Genomic DNA, 22,238 nt, shown 5'->3' with positions numbered 1-22,238 from the left:
TGTTTGAAGGGGTGATGGTGTTTTTCGTCAAACCGCCGCTGCGAATAACAGAGCTTTGCTAGGAAAAATCGATCCAAATACCTAAGAACTTTAATTCTATGTTCGCACTTAACCTTTTGAACCTAAAACTCTTTCGCATCTAACGCGAATTTACAGAACCACTTTCCCCAAATGAATGCAAATCGATTATGTCCAGGACCACAGGTGCAACTAACCGCAGGAAAACCGACTTGAATGCCTTTCCACAAAAAAACCGCCCACGAGACGCGGGCGGCTCTAATCTACGGTGCTGATTCAAAGGTTAGTAAACGCCAACCTCACTGCCTGGCTGCGCTGCAACCTTGAGCAGTTTAAAAACGTAATCGGCCGCCGACCGGAAGCAGACAACACGGAAGGTTTCGGCGTCGTCCATCCAGAACGCCCCCGCCACCTGCGCCAGACGCGAGCGGCGGATTTGGCCGGGTTGGAATGCCTCTGCCGATAGTTCAACCGGAGCGACTTTGCCCAGGACCTCACGCGCGCTGGCACCCGAGATACTGAAAACCGCGCGCGCATCCGAGACGTTGACCGCCAGAGCATGAGTGCCGCTGAGCGCGTTGGTCATTGCGGCCAATTTGGCCTCAACCTCGGCGTATGGCACCAGCACCAGCAATTCGTCGGTAGACATCCAGCAGACTCCGGTGTCGCCCTTGACCAGTGCCTCGCGCAGACCGGGTACTTTCTGCCCGGTGGCGTCCCTGATGGCCTTGGCCAGAACCTTGTCGGACAGATCACCGCGCAGAGTGATCATGCCTTGCAGGCCGCATTCCGTGACCCTGGCGATACCGTCATAGCTGGCGTGGTTCAGTGCGCTGATGGGTTCAGACATTCTGCTTCTCCCCGTCCTTGTCGAAGAAGATCGGGTCCACGATCTTGGCTTTGTAGGTTTTACCATCGGTGCCCGGGAACTCGACAATCTCGCCCATGCGATCTGGTCCATGCTTGATCAGGCCCATTGCGATCCCTTTGCCCAGATTGGCCGAGTAATAAGTCGAGGTCACACGCCCGATCATGTTGCGCTGACCGTTGGCGTTGACGCCTTCACCCACCGCATAAGCACCGTCGGGAATAACAGATCCATCCACAGTCTCGAGCCCGACCAGTTTCCAGCGCTCGGGATCGGCCATGTGGCTGCGCGAATGGGCGCGTTTGCCGAGGTAGTCCTCTTTCTTTTTCGACAGCGCCCAGTGCAGCCCCAGATCCTGCGGAATGACCGTGCCGTCGGTCTCATCGCCGATCATGATAAAGCCCTTCTCGGCCCGCAGGATGTGCAGACATTCAGTGCCGTATGGCATGACACCAAACTCTTTTCCTGCCTCGATCAGAGCATCCCAGAACGCCTGACCCTGAGAAGCGGGAACAGCGATCTCATAGGACAACTCGCCCGAGAATGAGATGCGGTAAGCACGGCAATCGAACGCGCCGATCTTGCCATCGCGCCACTCCATAAACGGCAGCGCCTCTTTGCTGACATCCATGCCGCCGAGTTTCTCGAGCACCTTTCGCGCGTTGGGGCCGACCACGGCGACTTGCGCGTATTGCTCAGTCACGTTGGCGACATAGACTTTCCAGTCCCACCATTCGGTCTGCAACCATTCTTCCATGTGACCATGGATGCGCTCGGCCCCGCCGGTGGTGGTGTGGCACAGCCAAGTGTCTTCGTCGATCCGGGCGACAACGCCGTCGTCGATCAGGAATCCATTCTCGGAACACATCAGGCCATAGCGGCATTTGCCGACCTTCAGCGTGGACATCATGTTGGTGTACATCATGTCCAGAAACTTGCCAGCATCAGGCCCTTTGACGATCAGCTTTCCCAGCGTCGAGGCATCCAGCAGGCCCAGGTTCTCACGCGTGTTCTTCACCTCGCGATTGACCGCATCATGCACGGATTCACCGGGACGGACATAGGCATAGGTCCGGCGCCAGTGACCGACCGGTTCCCAATCGGCGCCGTTCTTGTCGTGCCAGTTGTGCATCGGAGTCTGACGGATCGGCTGGAATACATCGCCGCGCGCTTCGCCACCGATCGCACCCATAGAGATGGGAGTGTACGGCGGGCGGAACGTGGTTGTACCGACCTTCGGGATTTCAGATTCAAGTGCGTCAGCAAGGATCGCCAAGCCGTTGATGTTGCTCAACTTACCCTGATCCGTCGCCATACCAAGCGTGGTATAGCGTTTGGTGTGCTCTACGCTCTCGTAACCCTCACGTGCAGCCAGTTGGACGTCCGAAACTTTGACGTCGTTCTGGAAGTCCAGCCAGGACTTCATACGCAGTTGCACCTCGGCATTGGCGGGCATCAGCCAAACTGCTTCCATCGGTGCTTCGACGGTTGTTTCACCAGCTGGTGCCTTGGTGTTCTTGGGCTTGAAGCCAGCCGCCTTGGCGGCAGCCTTACCTGCGGCGTGGGCGTCAGTCAGGACGTCTTCCAACGCCAGAGGGCCGTTAGACGCGCCTGCGGCAACGACAAACCCCTCTCCGTTCGCACCCAAAGGCGGACGAGACGGGTCGGGACGGAAATGAGCATTCGCGTCGTCCCAAATCAGCTTGCCGCCGCAATGGGACCACATGTGCACCACCGGTGACCAGCCGCCCGACATGGCGACCGCATCTGCCTCAACCTCTTCACGCGCACCGCCGACGCCTTCCTGATTACAGATTGCAACCTTTTTGACGCGCTTGCCGCCTTTGACTTTGGCAATGGCTTTGCCCGGATCGACGCGGATACCCAACTGACGCGCTTCTTCTGCCAATGGCCCAGCCGTTGCCCGAGCGTCAACAATACGCAAAACATCCACACCCGCCTGTTTCAAGGTGATCGCGGTGCGGTAAGCGTCATCATTGTTGGTGGCGACGATGACCCGATCCCCCGGAGTCACCCCCCAGTTCACAACATAGTCGCGCATGGCCGAAGCCAGCATCACGCCAGGAACATCGTTTCCAGCAAAGGACAAAGGCCTTTCGATTGCGCCTGTTGCAGTTACAACTTGTTTGGCACGAATGCGCCACAAGCGATGGCGCGGGCCTTGCACGCCCGGCGTGTGGTCGGTCAGACGCTCGTAACCCAGCACATAACCATGGTCATAAACACCCGCGCCCATGCAGCGTGCGCGCATAGTAACGTTGCCCATTGTTTCGAGTTCGGAAACCAATTGCTCCACGAACTTATCCACAGGCTCACCATCCACGGTGCCACCGTCAACCGGAGCGCGACCACCCCAATGCGCAGTCTGCTCGATCAGCAGGACTTTGGCACCCGATTGCGCCGCAGCCTTGGCGGCCAGCAGACCGGCCACACCGCCGCCGATCACCAAGACATCGGTGAAGGCATAAAAATGTTCATAGGTATCCGCATCACTGCCGTCCTTGTCGGGCGCTTTGCCCAGACCGGCCGACTGGCGGATGATCGGTTCGTAAACGTGTTTCCAAAACGGTTTGGGATGGATAAACGTCTTGTAGTAGAAGCCAGCCGGCAGGAACCGCGCGAACGCCGTGTTCACCGCACCAATGTCGAACTCGAGGTTCGGCCAGTGGTTCTGCGAGATCGCGGTCAGACCGTTGAAGACCTCGGTCGTGGTGGCACGCTGGTTCGGTTCGAACCGGTTGCCCTGCCCCAGACCGACCAGTGCGTTCGGCTCTTCCGCACCGCTGGCGACAACGCCACGGGGCCGGTGATACTTGAACGACCGGCCCATCATCATCTGATCGTTGGCCAGCAGAGCAGAAGCGAGCGTATCGCCTTCGTACCCCTGCATTGAGGTGCCGTTGAACGTAAACGTGACCTTTTTCGACCGGTCAATCAGCCGGCCTTGTTTTGCGAGACGGGTGCTCATGGTGCGGACCTTTCGCAGGTGGAGGCGTCAGCGCCTCCGACGGGAGTATTTTGGAAAAGATGAAGCATCAGGAGAAGTCTCTCCTGCTCCATCCCGGACGTTTCGCCGTGATGGCGTCCTTGATTTCTTGCGGTGGCTCAGTGGTCTGGGCGGGATAGGTTCCAAAGACCTCGAGCGTTTGTGTGCAGCGCGCGGCATGGAACCACTTGCCGCAGCCATTAGCATGGCGCCAGCGTTCGAAATGAACGCCCTTGGGGTTTTCACGCATGAACAGGTAGTCGTGGAAGTCTTCATCTGACGAGTCCGGGCCGAAACGCTTCAGATGCGCCTCGCCACCCGCAGCCAGCTCGGTTTCTTCGGCAGCGACGCTGCAGTAGGGGCAATTCAGGATTAGCATTTGGTCACTCCACACCTATTCCCGGTCAGTTGGTACCGGCTGTCGATCTCCAACCAGTGGCACAAAATTTTGAAAGTGAAGCATCGCTTCAACGGGCACATTGATGACCTCAGGGCGCACAGCAACGATGTCGTTGACGAACTTGTAAGTAAGCAAGCCAGCGTCGTTCAGTGTTGACACGATCGTTTCCTCATCACCTCTGTCACCTACGTTGCATTCGATGATGGCAAGCTTGAGATTGAGACTTGAGAGATCGAAGCTGTTCAAAACGGAAACTTCGTGCCCCTCGACGTCGATCAAAAGAAGATCAGCTTGGGTTATTTCCAAGTCATGCAGAATATCGTCAAGACGTCGGGCCGAAACCTGAGTGCAAACCACGGCACTGAGCGGGATATCTTCGCCTCGATTGCGATTGGCCCTTTGAACGGCTGAAAGCATCCGCTCTTCAGTCAACGAAGCGCAGCCACGCAACCAACGCGGGCATCGGTCGCGAACCCCTTCATCCATATGATACAAGTCCATTTTGCCCGGCCACTCGGAAACAGCGCAATTAACCAGCGCAACATTCGGATTCTCTTCATGCATCGATGAGAGATCAGAGAAGTAAACAGGGTGTGGCTCGATCAAAACACCGCGCCAATAGTCTTTGGACCAAAATTGCCAGATTGGGTCATCCAGTCGCCCATCATTTGCGCCGACCTGAACGACAGTAACCAGTTCCGCTTGGGCGTCGAAGCATCTTAACAGAAAATCAAGTAACGCCAGCTTTGTCTTGCGCGGCCGCCCATCAATGGCAGTTGGTAGAGTGTCAATTTTCAAAACGACTGCCTCTTTCCAATGTTGTGGAAAACCTGACCGACAAGTACCAAACCGTGAGATCAAAGGGACCTGTTTCGGAAGTTTGGGAAATTGCCCTGACACCAAGCTCCATCAATGCGCCACCCCGGCGGCGACGCTTTCGTCGATGAAGCGGCCTTCCTTGAAGCGGTCCAGTGAAAAGGCTTCGGTCAGCGGTGAGTGGCCCGTGGCCATCAGCTGTGCCATGCCCCAACCCGAGCCCGGAATGGCTTTGAAGCCACCGGTACCCCAGCCACCATTGATGAAGCAGCCTTGCAGCGGTGTCTTCGACAAGATGGGAGAGCGGTCGCCGGTCATATCCACGATCCCACCCCATTGCCGCAGCATTTTCAGGCGCGAGATCATCGGGAACGTTTCGACCAGCGCGCGCACGGTTTCCTCAATGTGGTGGAACGAGCCGCGCTGGGTATAGTTGTTGAACCCGTCGGTGCCGCCACCGATCACCATCTCGCCTTTGTCTGATTGCGACATGTACCCATGCACGGTGTTCGCCATCACGACCACATCCATGCAGGGCTTTATCGGCTCGGATACCAGCGCCTGCAGCGCAATCGCTTCCAGCGGCAGACGGAAACCCGCCATCTCGGCCAGTTGACCGGAATGACCCGCAACCACGATACCCAGCTTGTCGCAATCGATCGCGCCCTTGGTGGTGTCGACGCCAACCACTCGGCCATTATCCGAGCGCACGCCGGTGACTTCGCATTGCTGGATGATGTCCATGCCCATGGCAGAACACGCGCGCGCATAGCCCCACGCCACGGCGTCGTGACGGGCGGTACCGCCGCGTTCCTGCCACAGCGCACCCAGAACCGGGTAACGTGGGCCGTCGAGGTTAATGATCGGTACCAGTTCTTTGACACGCTCAGGGGTGATCCATTCGGTCTTTACACCCTGCAGTGCGTTGGCGTGCGCCGTGCGCTGATACCCGCGAATTTCGTGCTGAGTCTGCGCCAGCATCATCACGCCACGAGGGCTGAACATGATGTTGTAATTCAGGTCCTGGCTCAGGTCTTCATAAAGGCTGCGTGCTTTTTCGTAGATCGCCGCAGACGGGTCCTGCAGATAGTTCGAGCGGATGATGGTCGTGTTGCGACCGGTGTTGCCACCGCCCAGCCAGCCTTTTTCGATAACCGCGACATTCTGAATGCCGTAATTCTTACCCAGATAATACGCGGTCGCCAGACCGTGCCCGCCAGCACCGACGATGATGACGTCATAACGTTTCTTGGGTTCGGGCGAGCGCCAGGCGCGCTCCCATCCGGTGTGATAGCGCAGAGCTTCCCGCGCAACAGCAAAGGCTGAATAGTGTTTCATGTGCGAATCCATCCGGTTCGGTGATTGGGCGCAGATATGCCGTGTGACTGCATATTACCCCTGCCGCGCAACGCCGCAATATCGCACTATTGCGACATGTCGCTCATTCGCGGCCATTTGTCCCTTTTGTCGGGCGGCCAGCAGGTCTAAGTCAGGACAACATCTTCGGAGAGACAATGACGTTCTGGGTTCTGATTTTTCTTGTCGCGCTGCTGATCGCGGCTTTCCTGAGCTTTACACTTCTGCGCAAACGCCGAGGGAAAAAACCTGCGGCTGCGTATGACCTCGAGGTTTATCGCGAGCAACTGGCAGGGGTCGACAAAGACCTTGCACGCGGCGTGATCGGTGAGGTGGATGCCGAACGGGTCCGGACCGAAATCTCTCGTCGTATTCTGGCTGCTGACGAGCACATGAAAAACGGCAGCGCAGATGCCGGGCCATCGCGGGTCGTTTCCATCGTGTCGGTAACTATTGTCGCCCTGCTTCTGATCGGCGGCGCAATGGCTATGTATGATCGAACCGGCGCGGTGGGTTTGCCTGACATGCCGCTGACGGCGCGTATGGAGCTGGCTGAAGAAGTCCGCGCCAATCGCCCGCCTCAGGACGCGGCCGAGCAGCTCGCGACCCCTCCGCAGCCCGCGCAGCTGGACGAAAGCTATGCAGCACTCCTGACCCAGCTGCGGGACACCGTTGCCGCCCGTCCGGATGATTTGCAGGGGCAGATGCTGTTGGCACAGCACGAGACCAACGCAGGTAACTTCAAGGCGGGATATACTGCGCAGCAAAAGGTGATCGAACTGTCCGGTGACACAGCCACCGCCGACGCCTATGCCGATCTTGCCGAGATGATGATCCTTGCAGCAGGCGGATATGTGTCGCCCGAAGCGGAACAGGCCCTGACCGGAGCGCTTAACCGAGACCCGCGCCATGGTCCGGCGCGTTACTACTGGGGGCAGATGCTGGCTCAGGTCGGACGCCCGGATCTGGCCTATCGCATGTGGGTGCAAACCCTTCAGGATTCCCCGAGCAGCGCGCCTTGGGCCGGGGCCATTCGGGCGCAGATCGATGAGCTGGCTTTTCGCGCCGGTGTCTTCAACGCACCAGACCTGAGCGAAGCGCCCGGACCCAGTCAGGAAGACATGGCCGCTGCGGCAGAATTGACACCAGAGGAACGGCAAGAGATGATTCAGGGGATGGTAAACCAGCTGTCCGACCGTCTGGCCACTGAAGGTGGAGCGCCCGAGGAATGGGCTCGCCTGATTGCAGCTTTGGGTGTTCTGGGTCAGGGTCAGCGGGCCATCGATATTCACAAGGAGGCGATGCAAGTCTTTGCCGGGAATTCCGAAGCGCTTGAAATCCTGGACGCAGCCGCTTTGCAGGCCGGGATTGCCCAATGATCCACGACGCATTCGAGGACTTCGCAGCAGCGTTGCCACCGATGGCGGCGCTCATGGGTCTGGATCTTGGTGAAAAGACAATCGGCGTTGCCGTGTCCGACCGAATGCGCGGAGTGGCCAGTCCGCTGGAGACTGTACGACGCAAGAAATTCACGTTGGATTCTGCACGTCTGATCGAGATCGTGACCGATCGTGAGATCGGTGGCATCCTGTTGGGATTGCCAAAAAACATGGATGGGTCCGAGGGACCACGCTGCCAGTCAACACGGGCTTTTGCACGAAATCTGTCGCGTTTGACCGATCTGCCCATCGGGTTCTGGGATGAACGATTGAGCACGGTTGCGGCAGAAAAAGCACTGCTCGAGGCGGATACGACACGAAAACGTCGCGGACAGGTTATTGATCACGTTGCCGCAGGTTATATCTTGCAAGGGGCGCTGGACAGGCTGCGCTTTTTGTAACGAGGTCGGAGACCGTCAATGACGAACATGGTTTGGAAACGGAATGAGGTCGAAAGCCCTTGCATCCAAATCTGCGTTGTTCACCCGACCGAACGCATCTGCACCGGGTGCTATCGCACGATTGACGAAATCTCGCGCTGGTCCAAAATGGACAGCAGCGAGCGAGCTGAAATCATGGATGATCTGCCATCTCGCAAGCCGCGGCTGGCGAAACGGCGCGGTGGACGGGCAGCTCGCCTGAAAGAGTCTTAAGCCTTCAGCCTGCCGTTTCCCGCGCCGCGGTTTTACCCTGATTGGCACGTTCAAAGCTTGATACGCGTAGCTCATTTCCAAACAAGGCCGTCATTTCGGATCGTGTGGCTTTGTCATGCTGGACGGTGGTGCGCTCATGCTCTGATCGCTGTTTGACCCAAGCGGCGCGCTCCAGAACTCTTTCCATTAAACCCATTAGCTTCATCTCAGAAAATCTAATTTTAATAATTGTGTCGCTGCGGATCGAGTAAGAGCTCCGAGGGGATCAAGCTCTTGAACGGTAAGTTCAACGTGAGTGGCAACCCGCAGCGACAAGGCGTGGTAAAAGATGTTTTCCGTCAAAATAAGGGGGAAAACGCGCGGATTAGTGCTTGTTTTTGATGCACCAGTCAACAAAAACAAGCACGGCTTCAAGCTTCCCTTGCGTCAGCTTTTCAGGATGTTTTCTTAATGCCGTCAGAAAGTGTGCAGCGGCAAAAACGGGAAAACTGCCAGATCGCGTGTGGAACTACAGGGCGCAGGCAGCGGTCAACGCTCAAGAACCTGACCGCTGGTTTTTGATTTTTATCCGGCAGCCAGCCAGGTTTTTGCGTTGTCGAACTCTTCGGACGGGAAGAATTGGGTCCGGGTGCCCAGAACATGGCTAGCAACCCTTTGCGCCATATGCTGCCAGGATTTGTCCCCAACGATCGCTGCACGGTCCAACTGGCCGATGTGACGACTGGCCAATCGAAAATGTGCGGCCAGCGCAGACAACCCCTGCCACCCGTCGAATTCCCGCAGGTCGATCAGCAAGCGGAACCCGTTGCGGTCCTCCAGCAAAGCATCCAGATCACGCTCTGCCTGCTTGTATTCCTCGGGGTCCAGTTTGCCCAACAGGCTGATCTGCACACAAGGCCCGCCCAAATCTGTCACGTGGATCGAGCCCAGCGACTCGCGCATCCAGCGGCGGGCGGCTTCCAGATCGGCCAGATCAAACAGTTGAACCGGACAGGGCAGGATCGGGGCTGCCAGTCGGATGCTGGTCTGCACCCAGCCCTGATCGGCAACAACGGCGATCCGGTCAAAGCCGCGCCAATGGCTAAGCCCCAGCTTCGTATCCGACCATGCAGCACCCAGATCATACCCTTTGAATTCAGGCTGCACGATGGCCAGCAGCCGCACCGCGTCATGCTCGGCCAGGGCGGCCTCGATCGCGGGAACCAGGGTGTTTGTGTAATCGGCGCTTGTAACCTGCCCTGACAACTCAACTTCTATCAGCGCACCATCAGAACTCGTCTGGACCACAATCATCGGTCAAATCCTCCAAAGCCAAATAATGACAGGAGGTTAGGCAGATTCGGCCCATTCGGCTACTCCCCCAGAGCATTCAGGGCGGAAATAGGCGATCATCCGTCCATCTGGCCCAGCCGTGGCCGCGTCGGCCCAGGGTGCAACGCCGTGTAAACAATGGCGATGCAACAGATAGGCTTCTCCCGGCTTGGCGGGCAACTCAACCTTCGGGCAGGTGTCAAAAACCTCTCGGCGGGCGGCCTGATAGATGTCTGTAATGTCAACTTCGTGCTGGGCCTCTGGCGGCTCATCTTTCAGCGCATCCCTGAACGCAGCCCCCAGTATGTGATGGCTGCCTTCCCACAGCACCATGGGAGACGCATCGGCGCTGGCCTCGGTCAGCGGTATGCCCAATATCCATGCATGAGGTTCATCCACGCGCCGACGACGATCCGGGCCCATTGGGCGCAAACCGTCCACATGGGCTGCATCCCGGTTTCGACGGTACCGAGTGGCGGCCTCATTTTCCCCTCGGCGAGGGCGCGGGTAGCCCGGATAGATCACCGAAACCTGCCCTTTGTGCAGGGGCAAATCGCGAAAATGTTCGCCAATGAATGCCATAGCTTGCCCGGTCAGCGGTCCGGACGTTCCGACCCTGCCCCGCGCGTCATTGGGCAAGGCATCCACGCCAATAAACCATGTGCCTTCGCAGTCCAACCATTCCGCATGAGCTGGATCTGTTGTTGATGCAAGCGCAGCAGGTAACGCATGGCTCACCCACTCTGCCAATGTTGGATCATAGGGGAACGTCACCCAGCCTTTGGCCCAGAAATCACTCATAGCCCAACCGCTTTGCGCAGCATGTTCAGGGCCACCAGCGTCAGAAATACCGCAAAAACCCGCTTCAAAGGTTTTGGATCCATCGCGTGGGCCACTTTCACCCCCCAGGGTGCGGTGATCATCGTCATCGCGACAACAATTCCAAAGGCCACAATATTGACGGCCCCGATGGTTAATGGAGGCCGATGTTCGGGCGCGATCTCAAGAAACAGAAAGCCGATGACCGACGGCACGGCGATGATCACTCCGAACCCGGCCGCAGTTGCGACAGCGCGGTGGATCGACGTGTTGTAGAGACTCATCAGTGGCACCCCAAAGCTGCCCCCGCCAATCCCCATCAGAACCGAGAGGAACCCGACCAAGGGCGACAGAATTGCCCGTTTGATCCCGCCGGGCATGACATCGCCCAGCCGCCATTCAGCGCGGCCCAGCCCAAGATAAGCACCGATTACCATCCCCAGAACTCCGAACAGCGCCTGCAAGGCTTCGGTCCGCAGGGCGGACGCGACCAGAACGCCGATTATCGCGCCAATGACGATACCCGGGCCCCAACTACGCAGAATATCCCAATCTACGACACCCTTTTTGTTATGCGCCATAACCGAGCGCACCGATGTCACGATGATCGTGGCAAGCGATGTCGCCAGGCACAGTTGCATCAGCTGCGGACCGCCGTACCCAAGGGATTGGAACGCGTAAAAGAAAGCCGGCACAAGAACAATGCCGCCGCCGACGCCCAGCAATCCGGCCAGCACGCCGGCCAGCGCCCCAATCACAAGCAAAAGGCCCAGCATCTGGGCCAGCAACATCGTCTCGGGCATCGTTCCCCCTGCCGCTTAAACTTCTGCCATGGGCGCAACGCGGTCCAGCGCCTTCAGCATCACCTCGGGCCCGGCCCCCTCGTGCACCGCCCCCTCGGACAAGGCGCGACGCCATGCACGCGCTCCGGGGCGGCCTGCAAAGAGACCCAGCATATGACGCGTGATCTGGTGCAACCGTCCTCCATTGGCAAGGTGTTGCTCGACATAAGGCACCATTTGTTGAACGACCTTAAAGGGATCACGCGGAGTTCCGGTTGCAAAGATGCGCTGATCGGCTGCTGACAGGATATCGCCCGGCTGGTGATAGGCTGCGCGCCCGATCATCACGCCATCCAGACCAGCCTCCAGGTGGGCCCTTGCCTCGTCCAATGAGGCGATACCACCATTGATCGAGATGTGAAGGTCCGAAAACGCCGCTTTCATCCGGTGCACCAGATCATAGTCCAGAGGCGGAATATCCCGGTTTTCCTTGGGACTCAGCCCCTGCAGCCACGCCTTGCGCGCGTGGACCGTGACCCTCTGACAGCCTGCTGCGCGGATCTGCTCCAGAAACGTGGGCAGCACCTCTTCGGGATTCTGATCGTCCACACCGATGCGGCACTTTACCGTCACATCTATGTCCACCACCGCACGCATGGAGGACACGCAGTCTGCTACGCGACCCGGATCCTTCATCAGAACCGCCCCAAAGGTGCCTGATTGCACCCGATCCGACGGGCAGCCACAGTTTAGGTTGATCTCATCATATCCAGCCTCGGCCCCCAACCGCGCGGCTTGCGCCAACTCTTTCGGGTCCGAACCGCCAAGTTGCAAAGCTACTGGATGTTCATCCGGTGAAAAGTCCAACAGGTGCAAAGCACCGCCGCGCACAAGCGCAGGGGCAGTCACCATCTCGGTATACAACAGGGTCTGCGAGCTGAGCAGTCGGTGGAAATAACGACAGTGCCGATCTGTCCAATCCATCATCGGTGCGACGCTCAATCGTGCCGCCTGTGTCGCCTTGCCTGTCACAGCAACGTCTCCGTCCTGACAAATCCTGAAATCCTGGTGCCTGCTCGGATGGCACTGCCGCCGCCCGAATCAGACGGGAAAGCCCTAACACATTCCTAGACCACCGTCCCGATGACCTCAGGCGGCACCGGTATCCGGGTCGATGCCATATCGGCTCATTATCATCTGAACGCTGTTTTCGATCGTTTCGGCCATTTCAGGTTCACTCAGGGCGCCGCCGCTGAACATCAATGGCCAGAACGCCCGCGCCTTGATCAGACCAATAAATTCTTGCCCTGCCCGTTCCGGATCATCAATCCGCAGCTGCCCATCCTCGGCCGCTTCTTTCAGCATGGTGATAAAGGTCTTGGTTTTATCGAGTTTGCCCTGAGCCGCAGCCGCGAGCTCTGGATTGCGCAAAGTTTCGCTGACCACCATCCGAGCCATGGCGATCACGTCGGGAAGCATCAATATCCGCCCCTCGGCCCATGCCAGCTCGGTCAATTGCTCTCGAATATCACGACCCTTTTCGTAACGGAGTTCGAGTACTTCGGCAAAACGGCTGGACAGTTCAACCACGATGGAACGGAACAGATTATCCTTGCTTTCAAAATACTTATACAGCGTACGCTTGGACACCTCAGCCCGCGCTGAAATCCGATCCATACTGGCCGCGGCAAAGCCCTTTTCCTGGAACTCGGTCACGGCAGCTTCGATGATCTGTGCGTATTTGGACGCATTCGGTGCGCTGCATTCGTTCATACCCGAGCTATAGACCCATTGACAGGGGCTGGTCAAATCCTAGGTAAACGCAAGAGTTTACAAAGGTGAAATCATGTGCCATTAGTAAACCCGCCAGTTTACCTCTTGAGGAAGCAAGCGCGAACAGGAGAGTCCCCAATGTCCTTAACTTTGAAATTGAACGGTAAGACCCATGAGGTTGACGCCGAAGCCGGAACCCCCCTGCTCTGGGTGATCCGCGACGAACTGAAACTGACCGGAACAAAATTCGGGTGCGGCGTTGCTTCGTGCGGTGCATGTACCGTGCATATGAATGGCGAGCCTGTCCGCTCGTGCCAGACCTATATCGAAGACGTCGAAGACGCCGAAATCACCACAATCGAGGCGGTTGGTGAAGACAGGATCGGCGCTGCCGTTCAGCAGGCGTGGGTCGAGCTGGACGTGGTCCAGTGCGGCTATTGCCAGTCCGGTCAGGTGATGTCGGCTGTCGGGCTGCTGTCAGAAAACCCCAAGCCTTCGGTTGAAGAGATCGACGACTACATGTCTGGCAACGCTTGCCGCTGCGCCACTTATCAACGCATCCGCGCCGGGATCCAGCGCGCGTCTGTTATTCTGGAGGCCTGATCCATGACCATCAACACCTCTCGCCGTGGATTTCTGAAAGGTGCCGCCGCTGCCGGTGCTGTGCTGCTGGTTGGCACCCGCCCTGATGGTGCGCTGGCGGCAGCCTCGTCCGAGACCGCTAAGTTCAACCCGTTTGTGAAGATTGATGCCGATGGCACGGTGACTGCCATCGTCAAACACTTTGAAAAAGGTCAGGGCCCTGCGACCGGCCTGCCGACGCTGATTGCAGAAGAAATCGGCCTGACCATGGACCAGATCGAGTACGAGTTCGCGCCGTCTGATCCGAACGTTTACAACAACCTTCTGTTCGGTCCTTTCCAGGGCACAGGAGGTTCGACGGCGATGGCGAACTCTTGGATGCAATACCGTCAGGCAGGTGCCGCAGCGCGCGAGATGCTGATCAACGCTGCAGCTCAAAGTTGGGGCGTGGATGTATCGGGCATTTCCATCCAAGAAGGCATCGTTAAGGCGGGCGACAAATCAGCACCGATTGCTGAATTCGTGGCCGCCGCGTCTCAGTTGGAGGCCCCGGCTGAACCGCGCCTGAAAGACCCGTCCGAGTTTCGCCTGATCGGCAATAACACAGTGCGCCGCAAGGATTCGGCGATCAAAGGCAACGGTCAGGCGATGTACGCTATGGACGTGCATCTGCCGAACCAGATGGTCGCCATGATCAAGCGCCCGGAATCGAAAGGCGGCATCGCGCTTGGCTTTGACGACAGCGCGTCGAAAGAGGTCAAAGGTTACATCAACGCCGCAGTCCTGCCCAATCAAGCGGGCGTTGCTGTTTACGCAGAAAACACCTGGGCCGCGATTCAGGCGCGTGAAGCGCTTGAGGTCGAATGGGACATGTCCGGTGCTGAAACCCGTGACTCGGACCAGATCAAGGCCGAGATCATGGCCGCTCTGGACGCCGCACCCACGTATAACGTGAACAAGGCAGACTTTGCGGCTGTGTCGGCGGCCATCGAAGGGGCGGACAAGGTTATCGAAAAGACCTTCTACTTCCCGCTGCTTGCCCATGCACCAATGGAGCCGCTGAACTGCACTATTGAGCAGACAGCCGACGGGGACATAGTGCTCCATGATGGTGCGCAGATGCCAACTGGTCCGCATATGGCCTATCAGCAGATCTTCCAGCTGCCGCCCGAGAAGATTCACATCAAAACGATGCTGGCAGGTGGTTCATTCGGGCGCCGGGCAACCCCGGATGCCGATTATCAAGTCGAGGCTGCCTTGGCCTTTGTCGTTACCGACCGCTCTCGTCCGGTGAAACTGGTATGGACACGCGAGGATGATATCCGCAGTGGGTATTATCGACCTGCGTTTGGTCACAAGGTCCGTGTCGGACTGGATACACAAGGCGGAATACTCGGATGGCAACATCAAGTCGCCGGTCAGTCGATCATGAAAGGCACGGCATTTGAGGCTTTTGCCGTCCATGACGGAGTCGATCACAGTTCCATCGAAGGTATTGCAGACAGCCCATACAATATTCCTGGCATGGCTCTGGGACTAACGGACACACCAAAAGCAACCTCGGTGCTGTGGTGGCGCTCGGTTGGCCATACCCACACGGCCTATACGATGGAAACCATGATGGATCTGGTAGCAGAGGCCGCAGGCCGTGATCCGGTAGAATTCCGTCTGTCCTACCTGTCCGACACCAGTAATCCTGACCAACAACGCAAGGCGGCCGTTTTGAAACTGGCGGCTGAAAAAGCCGGCTGGGGCAACGCGCCAGAAGGCCGGTCACAGGGGATTGCGGTTCACAAGTCCTTTGGGTCCTACGCAGCTGAAGTGGTTGAGGTCTCGGGTGATCCCGAAACTGGCATCAAGATCGAAAGGGTCACCTGCGCCGTGGATTGCGGCATTGCGGTGAACCCCGATGTTGTACGCGCCCAGATGGAAGGTGGTATCGGCTATGGCATTGGACACGTGATGCGTGACCAGATCACGCTGACCAGCGGCGCTGTGGATCAATACAACTTCCCGGATTACGAGCCGCTGCGTATTGGGGATATAGCTGCAATTGACGTGCATATCGTGCCATCGGCCGAAGCGCCGACAGGCGTCGGAGAACCTGGCACGCCGCCGTCGGCACCTGCACTGGCAAACGCGATCAATGCCCTGTCAGGTGTGCATGTGGCGCAACTGCCCATGGAAGAGCATGGCGTGAGCTTTGCCTAAAAGCACCTCCCCGCGCCGGGCCGAACTGGCGCGGGGAAGTTCCAATTACACTGCCTTCAAAATTTGATCAAATTTGATGACAAAGCAGATACATTGAAGTACATCTCGGGGGAGTAGCACCGACGGAGCCCCCAATGGACCTGAGCGCCCTGCACAATTTTCGCGTTGCAGCATGTGATCTGAATGGACAGATGCGTGGTAAACGAGTGCCCCCCGATTACGCCGACAAACTGGAAAAGGGCGCGGTACGGATGCCATTTTCGGCACTGAACGTAGACCTGTGGGGCGCTGATATCGACGGAAGCCCGCTGGTTTTTGAAACCGGCGACGCAGATGGCGTGTTACGTCCAACCGAACGTGGGCCGGTGCCGGTTCCCTGGCTAGAGAGTGAGACGGCTTTGGTGCCGATGAGCCTGTTTGATGACGAAGGAAACCCATTTGCAGGAGACCCGCGCCACGCCTTGTCAGACATGCTGGACCGCTATGCACTACGCGGCTGGTCGGTTGTCGCTGCGACAGAGCTGGAGTTTACGCTCATTGATGCCTCTGGCCCGCAACCGCAACCTCCCATGAACCCGAACACCGGACGCCGCCTGTCAGACGAGGCTGTTTTGTCGGTTGCCGAGATGGATGCGTTCGAGGCTTTCTTTACTGACCTTTACGACGGCTGTGCCGATATGGACATTCCTGCACAGACGGCCATATCAGAAAGCGGTATCGGCCAGTTCGAGATCAACCTGAACCACCAAGACGCCATGCGCTGTGCAGACGATACGTGGCTTTTCAAGGCATTGACGCGCGGGCTGGCCCGCAAACACGGGTTTGCGGCAACTTTCATGTCCAAACCCTATGCGGATGATGCAGGTAACGGGATGCACGTGCATTTCTCGGTTCTGGATCAAGACGGGCGTAACGTGTTCGACAATGGCGGAACTGAGGGCACCGACATCCTTCATTCTGCCGTGGCAGGCTGTGTCGCGGCTATGCCTGGCAGCACGCTGATCTTTGCGCCCCACGGCAACTCCTACACACGGCTTATTCCGGGTGCACACGCGCCGACGGGGGCGTGCTGGGCCTACGAAAACAGAACCGCGGCCATTCGTATTCCGGGCGGCGCGCCGGCGGCACGCCGCATCGAACACCGCGTCGCGGGCGGGGATATCAACCCTTATCTGATGCTGACCGCAGTGCTGGGCGCGGCGCTTGTTGGCATCGAAGACGGGTTGCAGCCCCCTGCCCCGATCACGGGAAACGCCTATGACATCGCCGACCTGCCCCTGTTGATGCCGGACTGGTCCACCGCTATCGACAGGTTCGATTCCGACCCTTTGGTGGCCCGGCTGTTCCCTGCCGATCTGATCCGCTATCTGACCATGACCAAGCGGCAAGAGGTCACTCGATTTACAAATATTCCGCCAGAGGATCATTGGCTAAGCTATCTCGAGGCGGTTTAACCCCTCTTGCCGCTTCTGCCTGACTCGGGTAGGATTAATTTGATCAAATTTGGTGACACATGAAAATCGGCATTCTACAAACCGGTCACACCCCCAATGTGCTGCAAGGTGAATTCGGGGACTATGACGCTTTGTTCCCCAAACTTCTAAGTAGCAATGGGTTCGAGTTCGAAACCTTTGCGGTCGTAGATGGAGTTTTCCCAAGCAGTGCGGACGATGCGGATGGCTGGGTCATTACTGGCTCGCGCCACGGGGTTTATGAAGATCTGCCTTGGATTGCCCCACTGGAAAAGCTGGTGCGCGAAATCCAGCAAAGCGGCAAGCCGCTCATTGGTGTGTGCTTTGGCCACCAAATCATTGCTCAAGCTTTGGGTGGGAAGGTCGAAAAGTTTTCGGGCGGATGGGCCGTGGGTCGCACTGAATACGACTATGAAGGAAACAAGATCTGGCTAAATGCCTGGCATCAGGATCAGGTTGTTGAACCACCCAAAGGGGCACGCGTTCTAGGCCAGAATGCGTTCTGCGAGAATGCGATGCTGGCCTACGGTGACACGATCTGGACAGTTCAGGCCCATCCCGAATTTTCCAACGGATTCGTTTCGGGCCTGATGCGGACGCGGGGTAAAGGCGTCGTGCCCGAAGACCTGATGCGCGAAGCCGAAAATCGCGAGACGGCCCCTGACGACAATGCCAACATCGCGCGCCAGATGGCCGAGTTTCTAAAGAAAGAGAGAGCCTGATGGCTGATTGGACTGATAAACTGCCGGACGCCGCCAAAGCGTACTTTCACGGACAGCGACTGGACGAGGTTGAATGTATCATCTCGGACCTACCGGGCATTGCACGGGGCAAGGCGGTGCCTGCTTCGAAATTTGCAAAGCAGTCGTATTTCCATCTGCCCGATAGTATCTTTTACCAGACCATCACAGGTGGCTGGGGCGAGGCTGCGGGTGAAGATGGCTTTATCGAGCGGGACATGATCCTGAAGCCCGATTTCTCGACCACATCCGCCGCGCCCTGGACCGGAGACTGGACGCTACAGGTGATCCACGACGCCTATGACCGGGATGACAATCCAATCCCTTACAGCCCACGCAACGTGCTGAAGCGTGTTGTGCAGCTCTATCACGACAGGGGTTGGAAACCCGTTGTTGCGCCTGAGATGGAGTTTTTCTTGGTCGCCCCCAATGTCGACCCGGCACAGGGCATCAAGCCGATGATGGGCCGTTCCGGTCGCCCGGCGGCTGCCAGGCAGGCCTATTCCATGACAGCGGTGGACGAGTTCGGTCCGGTGATCGACGACATCTATGATTTCGCCGAACATCAGGGGTTCGAGATCGACGGCATCACGCAGGAAGGCGGTGCCGGACAGTTGGAGATCAACCTGCGTCACGGCAATCCGATCAAGCTGGCCGATGAGGTTTTCTATTTCAAACGCCTGATCCGCGAAGCCGCGCTGCGCCACAATTGTTTTGCGACCTTCATGGCCAAACCGATCGAGGAAGAGCCAGGATCGGCCATGCACATCCACCATTCGATCATCGACATGGAAACGGGTGAGAATATCTTTTCGGGTCCACAGGGCGGTGAGACGGATGCGTTTTACCACTTCGTTGCAGGGCTGCAGAACCACTTGCCCTCCGGTCTGGCCGTGATGGCGCCCTATGTGAATTCCTACCGTCGTTATGTGAAGGACCACGCTGCGCCAATCAATCTGGAATGGGCCCGCGACAACCGCACAACCGGTATCCGCGTCCCGCTGTCTGGCCCCGCAGCGCGCCGTGTCGAAAACCGTATCGCCGGGATGGATTGCAACCCGTATCTTGGCATCGCCTTGTCGCTGGCCTGTGGCTATCTGGGCCTGATCGAACAGGAACGCCCACGCCGCCAGTTCTATGGCGACGCTTATGAAGGCGAAGGGGATATTCCTCAGGTCATGGGGGAAGCGCTGGATCTGTTCGACGGGGCCACTGCCCTGCACGAGGTCCTTGGGCCCGAATTTGCCCGCGTTTATGGCATCGTGAAACGGGCTGAGTATGAGGAGTTCCTGCAGGTCATTTCTCCGTGGGAACGCGAGCACCTTCTGATCAACGTCTGAGACACACCGTGAACCTGCTTTATTCCAATGACCGCAGGGGCGAATACCCTGCCAGCTGGTACGCTGCGACGGCGAACCCGATGGATCGTTTTCCCCCGCTATCAGGAGATATCAAGGCGGAAGTGTGTGTTGTCGGCGGCGGTTACACCGGCCTGTCCGCAGCGCTGCATCTGGCCGAAGCCGGGATCGATGTCGTGCTGCTTGAGGCACACCGTGTCGGCTTTGGCGCATCGGGCCGCAATGGCGGTCAGTTGGGCAGTGCGCAACGGATGGATCAGGAAGATCTAGAACGTCTTGTCGGCGACGAGGATGCTGCAAAGCTGTGGGATTTGGCCGAAGACGCCAAGGATCTGGTTAAGTCCCTGATTGCCAAACACCAGATCAACTGTGACTTGAAACCCGGAATCGCGGTTTTGGGCCTAAGCACCTCAGAGCAGAAAGAGTTGCATGATCATGCCGGTCATCTGTCTGAACGGTACGGCTATGACCAGATCGAATTGTTGGATGAAAACGCAGGCCGTGCGCTCTGCCCGTCCCCGGCATACAAAGGCGGTTATCTGGATACGGGTGCGGCGCACCTGCATCCTTTGAACTTTGCGTTGGGGTTGGCGAGAGCGGCGGCGAAAGCGGGCGTTCGGATCTACGAAAGCACCGAGGTCACCGGGATAGATGAATCGCAGCCTGCGGTGATCCGAACCTCAAACGGGAGTGTCCGCGCCGAGCATGTGATTCTGGCCTGCAACGGCTATCTGGGCGACCTCAATCGATCTGTGGCCTCTCGGGTCATGCCTATCAACAACTTCATTGCCGCCACCGAACCTTTGGGCAGCGATGCGGCGCGGGTTCTGGCTCAGGATGTCGCGGTTGCGGACACCAAGTTTGTGGTGAACTATTTCCGCCTGAGTGCGGATGGTCGCCTGTTGTTCGGGGGCGGGGAAAGCTACGGCTACCGTTTCCCTTCGGACATAGCCGCCAAGGTCCGCAAACCCATGACCGAGATTTTCCCGCATCTGCGCAATGTCAAAATCGACTATGCATGGGGTGGAACGCTTGCGATCACCATGCGGCGGATGCCTTACCTTGCCCGCGTTGCACCAAATATCCTGTCAGCTTCGGGGTATTCCGGCCATGGTGTCGGAACCGCGACACATGCCGGGCAGCTCATGGCACTGGCCATTCAGGGACAAGCCGAGGGGTTTGACACGATGGCGCGCGTGCCTGCCCTGCCTTTCCCCGGCGGCCCTGCCTTGCGCAACCCGTTGCTGGTGCTGGCGATGACGTGGTTCGCTTTGCGCGACCGGCTTGGGGTCTGATCCAGGTACTTTACGACAGATTGGTGAATTCTTGCCACTGCGCCGAATGAGCGCTTGGCTTGCCCCGTGAATAGCTTTATCTTTCCCAAAGATAGAATTCGGGAAATCCAAATATGACGCTTCCACCAAACGTCCATGACGCCGAACCCATCCCCGCAGCAGCCCGCGAAGCCATCGACGCCTTGATGCAATCAGGCGATCTGTTCCGCTATACCGCGCCACAAGATGCCCCGGTGGCCTTGCTGGAAGCCGAGTTCGCGGAATTGCTGGGCTCGAAATATGCGCTTGCAGTATCGTCCTGCTCTGCCGCGCTGTTCCTGTCGCTCAAGGCGCTGGATTTGCCCCGCGACGCGCGCGTTCTGATCCCTGGCTTTACATTTGCGGCAGTGCCTTCATCCGTCGTGCACGCGGGCTGTATTCCGGTTCTGTGCGAAGTGGGCGAAAACTATCGCATCGACTTGGCCGATTTCGAGGGCAAGCTGGGCAACGTTCAAGCAGTGATCATCAGCCACATGCGCGGACATACGTCCGACATGGACGCAATCATGGAACTGTGCGACGCGCACGGCATTCCTGTGATCGAAGACGCCGCGCATTCGCTGGGCACCACATGGCATGGCGGCAATATAGGCACCATTGGCAAAGTCGGCTGTTTCTCGTTCCAGTCCTACAAGATGATCAACGCCGGTGAAGGCGGCATCCTGATCACAGACGATGCCGATCTGGTCGCTCGCGCCGTCATCATGTCCGGCGCGTATGAGCATAACTGGAAGAAGCACAAAGGTCCGCATGGCGACAATTCGCCCGAACTGGAAGAAGCTTTTGCCCGCTGGCAGAATAAACTGCCGCTGTACAACCTGCGCCTGAGCAATCTGAGTGCCGCGGTGATCCGCCCGCAGATCCCGGAACTGGCGCGCCGTGTACGCGACGGCCTGGCAAACCACGATTATGTGGCCGAACGTCTTAACAGCTCAACTTACATCAACGTTCCCGATCCGCTGGCACCCGAGAAGCGCGCGCCAGACTCGATTCAATTCAATCTGGTTGGGATGCACGAAGACGACATTCGCGCCTTTGCCGCCGCGTCCGAGGCACGTGGCGTGAAGGTACAGGTCTTTGGCCTGAGCGAGGACAATGCCCGCGCTTTCTGGAACTGGCAGTTCATGCCCGAAAAATTCGAGCTTCCCCAGACTCGTGCCATGCTGATGAAAGCCTGTGATGTGCGCCTTCCCGTGCGTCTGACCCGCGAAGAGCTGGACGTGATCGCGGATATTCTGTTGGCCTCGGTGGGTGAAGTGACCGGCCCAGTACCTGTCTATGGCACCTGAAACGAAAAAG

21 protein-coding genes are annotated in these 22,238 nt (G+C 58.0%); 10 read left to right on the top strand and 11 right to left on the bottom strand.

All coding sequences use genetic code 11. From position 1 onward, the window contains the following. Nucleotides 1-301 precede the first annotated feature (301 nt). From ALB80_RS00445 to ALB80_RS00425, 5 genes are all read right to left on the bottom strand, one after another. Nucleotides 302-868 (bottom strand): sarcosine oxidase subunit gamma, encoded by a 567-nt coding sequence (locus ALB80_RS00445; RefSeq protein ID WP_050602061.1) that lies wholly within the window; start codon nucleotides 866-868, stop codon nucleotides 302-304. Further along, nucleotides 861-3,875, bottom strand: a complete 3,015-nt coding sequence (locus ALB80_RS00440; protein ID WP_050602060.1) for a sarcosine oxidase subunit alpha family protein — start codon at nucleotides 3,873-3,875, stop codon at nucleotides 861-863. The genes ALB80_RS00445 and ALB80_RS00440 overlap by 8 nt, the downstream gene beginning before the upstream one ends. Nucleotides 3,876-3,942: 67 nt before the next feature. After that, entirely contained in the window at nucleotides 3,943-4,272 is a 330-nt protein-coding gene (locus ALB80_RS00435) for a sarcosine oxidase subunit delta (protein ID WP_050602059.1), read from the bottom strand. 15 nt (nucleotides 4,273-4,287) lie between these two features. Next, complete coding sequence (locus tag ALB80_RS00430) at nucleotides 4,288-5,091, bottom strand: FkbM family methyltransferase (RefSeq protein ID WP_050602058.1); 804 nt, start codon at nucleotides 5,089-5,091, stop codon at nucleotides 4,288-4,290. Nucleotides 5,092-5,202: 111 nt separating this feature from the next. Continuing rightward, complete coding sequence (locus ALB80_RS00425; protein ID WP_050602537.1) at nucleotides 5,203-6,447, bottom strand: sarcosine oxidase subunit beta family protein; 1,245 nt, start codon at nucleotides 6,445-6,447, stop codon at nucleotides 5,203-5,205. 176 nt (nucleotides 6,448-6,623) lie between these two features. Here ALB80_RS00425 and ccmI point away from each other — a divergent pair, with 176 nt between their 5' ends. The 3 genes from ccmI to ALB80_RS00410 are packed head-to-tail and all read left to right on the top strand — an operon-like array spanning nucleotide 6,624 to nucleotide 8,557. Continuing rightward, a complete protein-coding gene (gene ccmI / locus ALB80_RS00420; protein ID WP_050602057.1) occupies nucleotides 6,624-7,844 on the top strand; it encodes a c-type cytochrome biogenesis protein CcmI in 1,221 nt (406 codons plus the stop codon). Then, a complete protein-coding gene (gene ruvX / locus ALB80_RS00415) occupies nucleotides 7,841-8,305 on the top strand; it encodes a Holliday junction resolvase RuvX (RefSeq protein WP_050602056.1) in 465 nt (154 codons plus the stop codon). Before ccmI ends, ruvX begins: the two co-directional genes overlap by 4 nt. A gap of 18 nt (nucleotides 8,306-8,323) precedes the next feature. Next, nucleotides 8,324-8,557, top strand: a complete 234-nt coding sequence (locus tag ALB80_RS00410; RefSeq protein ID WP_050602055.1) for a DUF1289 domain-containing protein — start codon at nucleotides 8,324-8,326, stop codon at nucleotides 8,555-8,557. 4 nt (nucleotides 8,558-8,561) lie between these two features. Here ALB80_RS00410 and ALB80_RS00405 read toward each other — a convergent pair whose 3' ends face one another. The 6 genes from ALB80_RS00405 to ALB80_RS00380 all read right to left on the bottom strand — a co-directional run bounded on the left by ALB80_RS00405 (nucleotide 8,562) and on the right by ALB80_RS00380 (nucleotide 13,242). After that, entirely contained in the window at nucleotides 8,562-8,744 is a 183-nt protein-coding gene (locus tag ALB80_RS00405) for a hypothetical protein (protein WP_050602054.1), read from the bottom strand. Nucleotides 8,745-9,121: 377 nt separating this feature from the next. Next, on the bottom strand, nucleotides 9,122-9,850 hold the full coding sequence (locus tag ALB80_RS00400; protein ID WP_050602053.1) for an STAS/SEC14 domain-containing protein: 729 nt from the start codon (nucleotides 9,848-9,850) through the stop codon (nucleotides 9,122-9,124). Nucleotides 9,851-9,886: 36 nt separating this feature from the next. Next, nucleotides 9,887-10,669: a hypothetical protein gene (locus ALB80_RS00395; RefSeq protein WP_050602052.1), complete on the bottom strand. Its 783-nt coding sequence runs from the start codon at nucleotides 10,667-10,669 to the stop codon at nucleotides 9,887-9,889. Further along, entirely contained in the window at nucleotides 10,666-11,490 is an 825-nt protein-coding gene (locus ALB80_RS00390) for a sulfite exporter TauE/SafE family protein (RefSeq protein ID WP_050602051.1), read from the bottom strand. The genes ALB80_RS00395 and ALB80_RS00390 overlap by 4 nt, the downstream gene beginning before the upstream one ends. 15 nt (nucleotides 11,491-11,505) lie before the next feature. Further along, nucleotides 11,506-12,501: a tRNA dihydrouridine(20/20a) synthase DusA gene (gene dusA / locus ALB80_RS00385; protein ID WP_256364006.1), complete on the bottom strand. Its 996-nt coding sequence runs from the start codon at nucleotides 12,499-12,501 to the stop codon at nucleotides 11,506-11,508. A gap of 117 nt (nucleotides 12,502-12,618) precedes the next feature. Next, on the bottom strand, nucleotides 12,619-13,242 hold the full coding sequence (locus tag ALB80_RS00380; RefSeq protein WP_050602050.1) for a TetR/AcrR family transcriptional regulator: 624 nt from the start codon (nucleotides 13,240-13,242) through the stop codon (nucleotides 12,619-12,621). Between the two features lie 138 nt (nucleotides 13,243-13,380). Here ALB80_RS00380 and ALB80_RS00375 point away from each other — a divergent pair, with 138 nt between their 5' ends. The 7 genes from ALB80_RS00375 to ALB80_RS00345 all read left to right on the top strand — a co-directional run bounded on the left by ALB80_RS00375 (nucleotide 13,381) and on the right by ALB80_RS00345 (nucleotide 22,228). After that, nucleotides 13,381-13,845, top strand: coding sequence for a (2Fe-2S)-binding protein (locus tag ALB80_RS00375; RefSeq protein WP_050602049.1), 465 nt, complete (start codon nucleotides 13,381-13,383; stop codon nucleotides 13,843-13,845). Between the two features lie 3 nt (nucleotides 13,846-13,848). Further along, on the top strand, nucleotides 13,849-16,035 hold the full coding sequence (locus ALB80_RS00370; RefSeq protein ID WP_050602048.1) for a xanthine dehydrogenase family protein molybdopterin-binding subunit: 2,187 nt from the start codon (nucleotides 13,849-13,851) through the stop codon (nucleotides 16,033-16,035). Between the two features lie 134 nt (nucleotides 16,036-16,169). Continuing rightward, nucleotides 16,170-17,489, top strand: a complete 1,320-nt coding sequence (locus ALB80_RS00365; RefSeq protein ID WP_050602047.1) for a glutamine synthetase family protein — start codon at nucleotides 16,170-16,172, stop codon at nucleotides 17,487-17,489. Between the two features lie 59 nt (nucleotides 17,490-17,548). Then, nucleotides 17,549-18,229 carry a type 1 glutamine amidotransferase gene (locus tag ALB80_RS00360; RefSeq protein WP_050602046.1) on the top strand — a complete coding sequence of 227 codons (681 nt, stop codon included), beginning with the start codon at nucleotides 17,549-17,551 and terminating at the stop codon, nucleotides 18,227-18,229. Beyond that, nucleotides 18,229-19,587 (top strand): glutamine synthetase family protein, encoded by a 1,359-nt coding sequence (locus tag ALB80_RS00355; protein ID WP_050602045.1) that lies wholly within the window; start codon nucleotides 18,229-18,231, stop codon nucleotides 19,585-19,587. The genes ALB80_RS00360 and ALB80_RS00355 overlap by 1 nt, the downstream gene beginning before the upstream one ends. An 8-nt stretch (nucleotides 19,588-19,595) precedes the next feature. Then, entirely contained in the window at nucleotides 19,596-20,900 is a 1,305-nt protein-coding gene (locus ALB80_RS00350) for an FAD-binding oxidoreductase (RefSeq protein ID WP_050602044.1), read from the top strand. 113 nt (nucleotides 20,901-21,013) lie between these two features. After that, complete coding sequence (locus tag ALB80_RS00345) at nucleotides 21,014-22,228, top strand: DegT/DnrJ/EryC1/StrS aminotransferase family protein (RefSeq protein ID WP_050602043.1); 1,215 nt, start codon at nucleotides 21,014-21,016, stop codon at nucleotides 22,226-22,228. The last annotated feature ends 10 nt before the right edge of the window (nucleotides 22,229-22,238 follow it).

Source organism: Ruegeria sp. 6PALISEP08 (assembly GCF_001238295.1).
GTDB lineage: Bacteria > Pseudomonadota > Alphaproteobacteria > Rhodobacterales > Rhodobacteraceae > Ruegeria.
This window is presented reverse-complemented; position numbering and strand designations above follow the sequence as displayed.

Excerpts from the sequence above, each read along its gene's own strand:
- ALB80_RS00445 (WP_050602061.1), bottom strand. The coding sequence starts at position 868 with ATGTCTGAACCCATCAGCGCACTGAACCACGCCAGCTATGACGGTATC.
- ALB80_RS00440 (WP_050602060.1), bottom strand. The coding sequence starts at position 3,875 with ATGAGCACCCGTCTCGCAAAACAAGGCCGGCTGATTGACCGGTCGAAA.
- ALB80_RS00435 (WP_050602059.1), bottom strand. The coding sequence starts at position 4,272 with ATGCTAATCCTGAATTGCCCCTACTGCAGCGTCGCTGCCGAAGAAACC.
- ALB80_RS00425 (WP_050602537.1), bottom strand. The coding sequence starts at position 6,447 with ATGAAACACTATTCAGCCTTTGCTGTTGCGCGGGAAGCTCTGCGCTAT.
- ccmI (WP_050602057.1), top strand. The coding sequence starts at position 6,624 with ATGACGTTCTGGGTTCTGATTTTTCTTGTCGCGCTGCTGATCGCGGCT.
- ruvX (WP_050602056.1), top strand. The coding sequence starts at position 7,841 with ATGATCCACGACGCATTCGAGGACTTCGCAGCAGCGTTGCCACCGATG.
- ALB80_RS00410 (WP_050602055.1), top strand. The coding sequence starts at position 8,324 with ATGACGAACATGGTTTGGAAACGGAATGAGGTCGAAAGCCCTTGCATC.
- ALB80_RS00405 (WP_050602054.1), bottom strand. The coding sequence starts at position 8,744 with ATGGAAAGAGTTCTGGAGCGCGCCGCTTGGGTCAAACAGCGATCAGAG.
- ALB80_RS00400 (WP_050602053.1), bottom strand. The coding sequence starts at position 9,850 with ATGATTGTGGTCCAGACGAGTTCTGATGGTGCGCTGATAGAAGTTGAG.
- ALB80_RS00395 (WP_050602052.1), bottom strand. The coding sequence starts at position 10,669 with ATGAGTGATTTCTGGGCCAAAGGCTGGGTGACGTTCCCCTATGATCCA.
- ALB80_RS00390 (WP_050602051.1), bottom strand. The coding sequence starts at position 11,490 with ATGCCCGAGACGATGTTGCTGGCCCAGATGCTGGGCCTTTTGCTTGTG.
- ALB80_RS00380 (WP_050602050.1), bottom strand. The coding sequence starts at position 13,242 with ATGAACGAATGCAGCGCACCGAATGCGTCCAAATACGCACAGATCATC.
- ALB80_RS00375 (WP_050602049.1), top strand. The coding sequence starts at position 13,381 with ATGTCCTTAACTTTGAAATTGAACGGTAAGACCCATGAGGTTGACGCC.
- ALB80_RS00370 (WP_050602048.1), top strand. The coding sequence starts at position 13,849 with ATGACCATCAACACCTCTCGCCGTGGATTTCTGAAAGGTGCCGCCGCT.
- ALB80_RS00365 (WP_050602047.1), top strand. The coding sequence starts at position 16,170 with ATGGACCTGAGCGCCCTGCACAATTTTCGCGTTGCAGCATGTGATCTG.
- ALB80_RS00360 (WP_050602046.1), top strand. The coding sequence starts at position 17,549 with ATGAAAATCGGCATTCTACAAACCGGTCACACCCCCAATGTGCTGCAA.
- ALB80_RS00355 (WP_050602045.1), top strand. The coding sequence starts at position 18,229 with ATGGCTGATTGGACTGATAAACTGCCGGACGCCGCCAAAGCGTACTTT.
- ALB80_RS00345 (WP_050602043.1), top strand. The coding sequence starts at position 21,014 with ATGACGCTTCCACCAAACGTCCATGACGCCGAACCCATCCCCGCAGCA.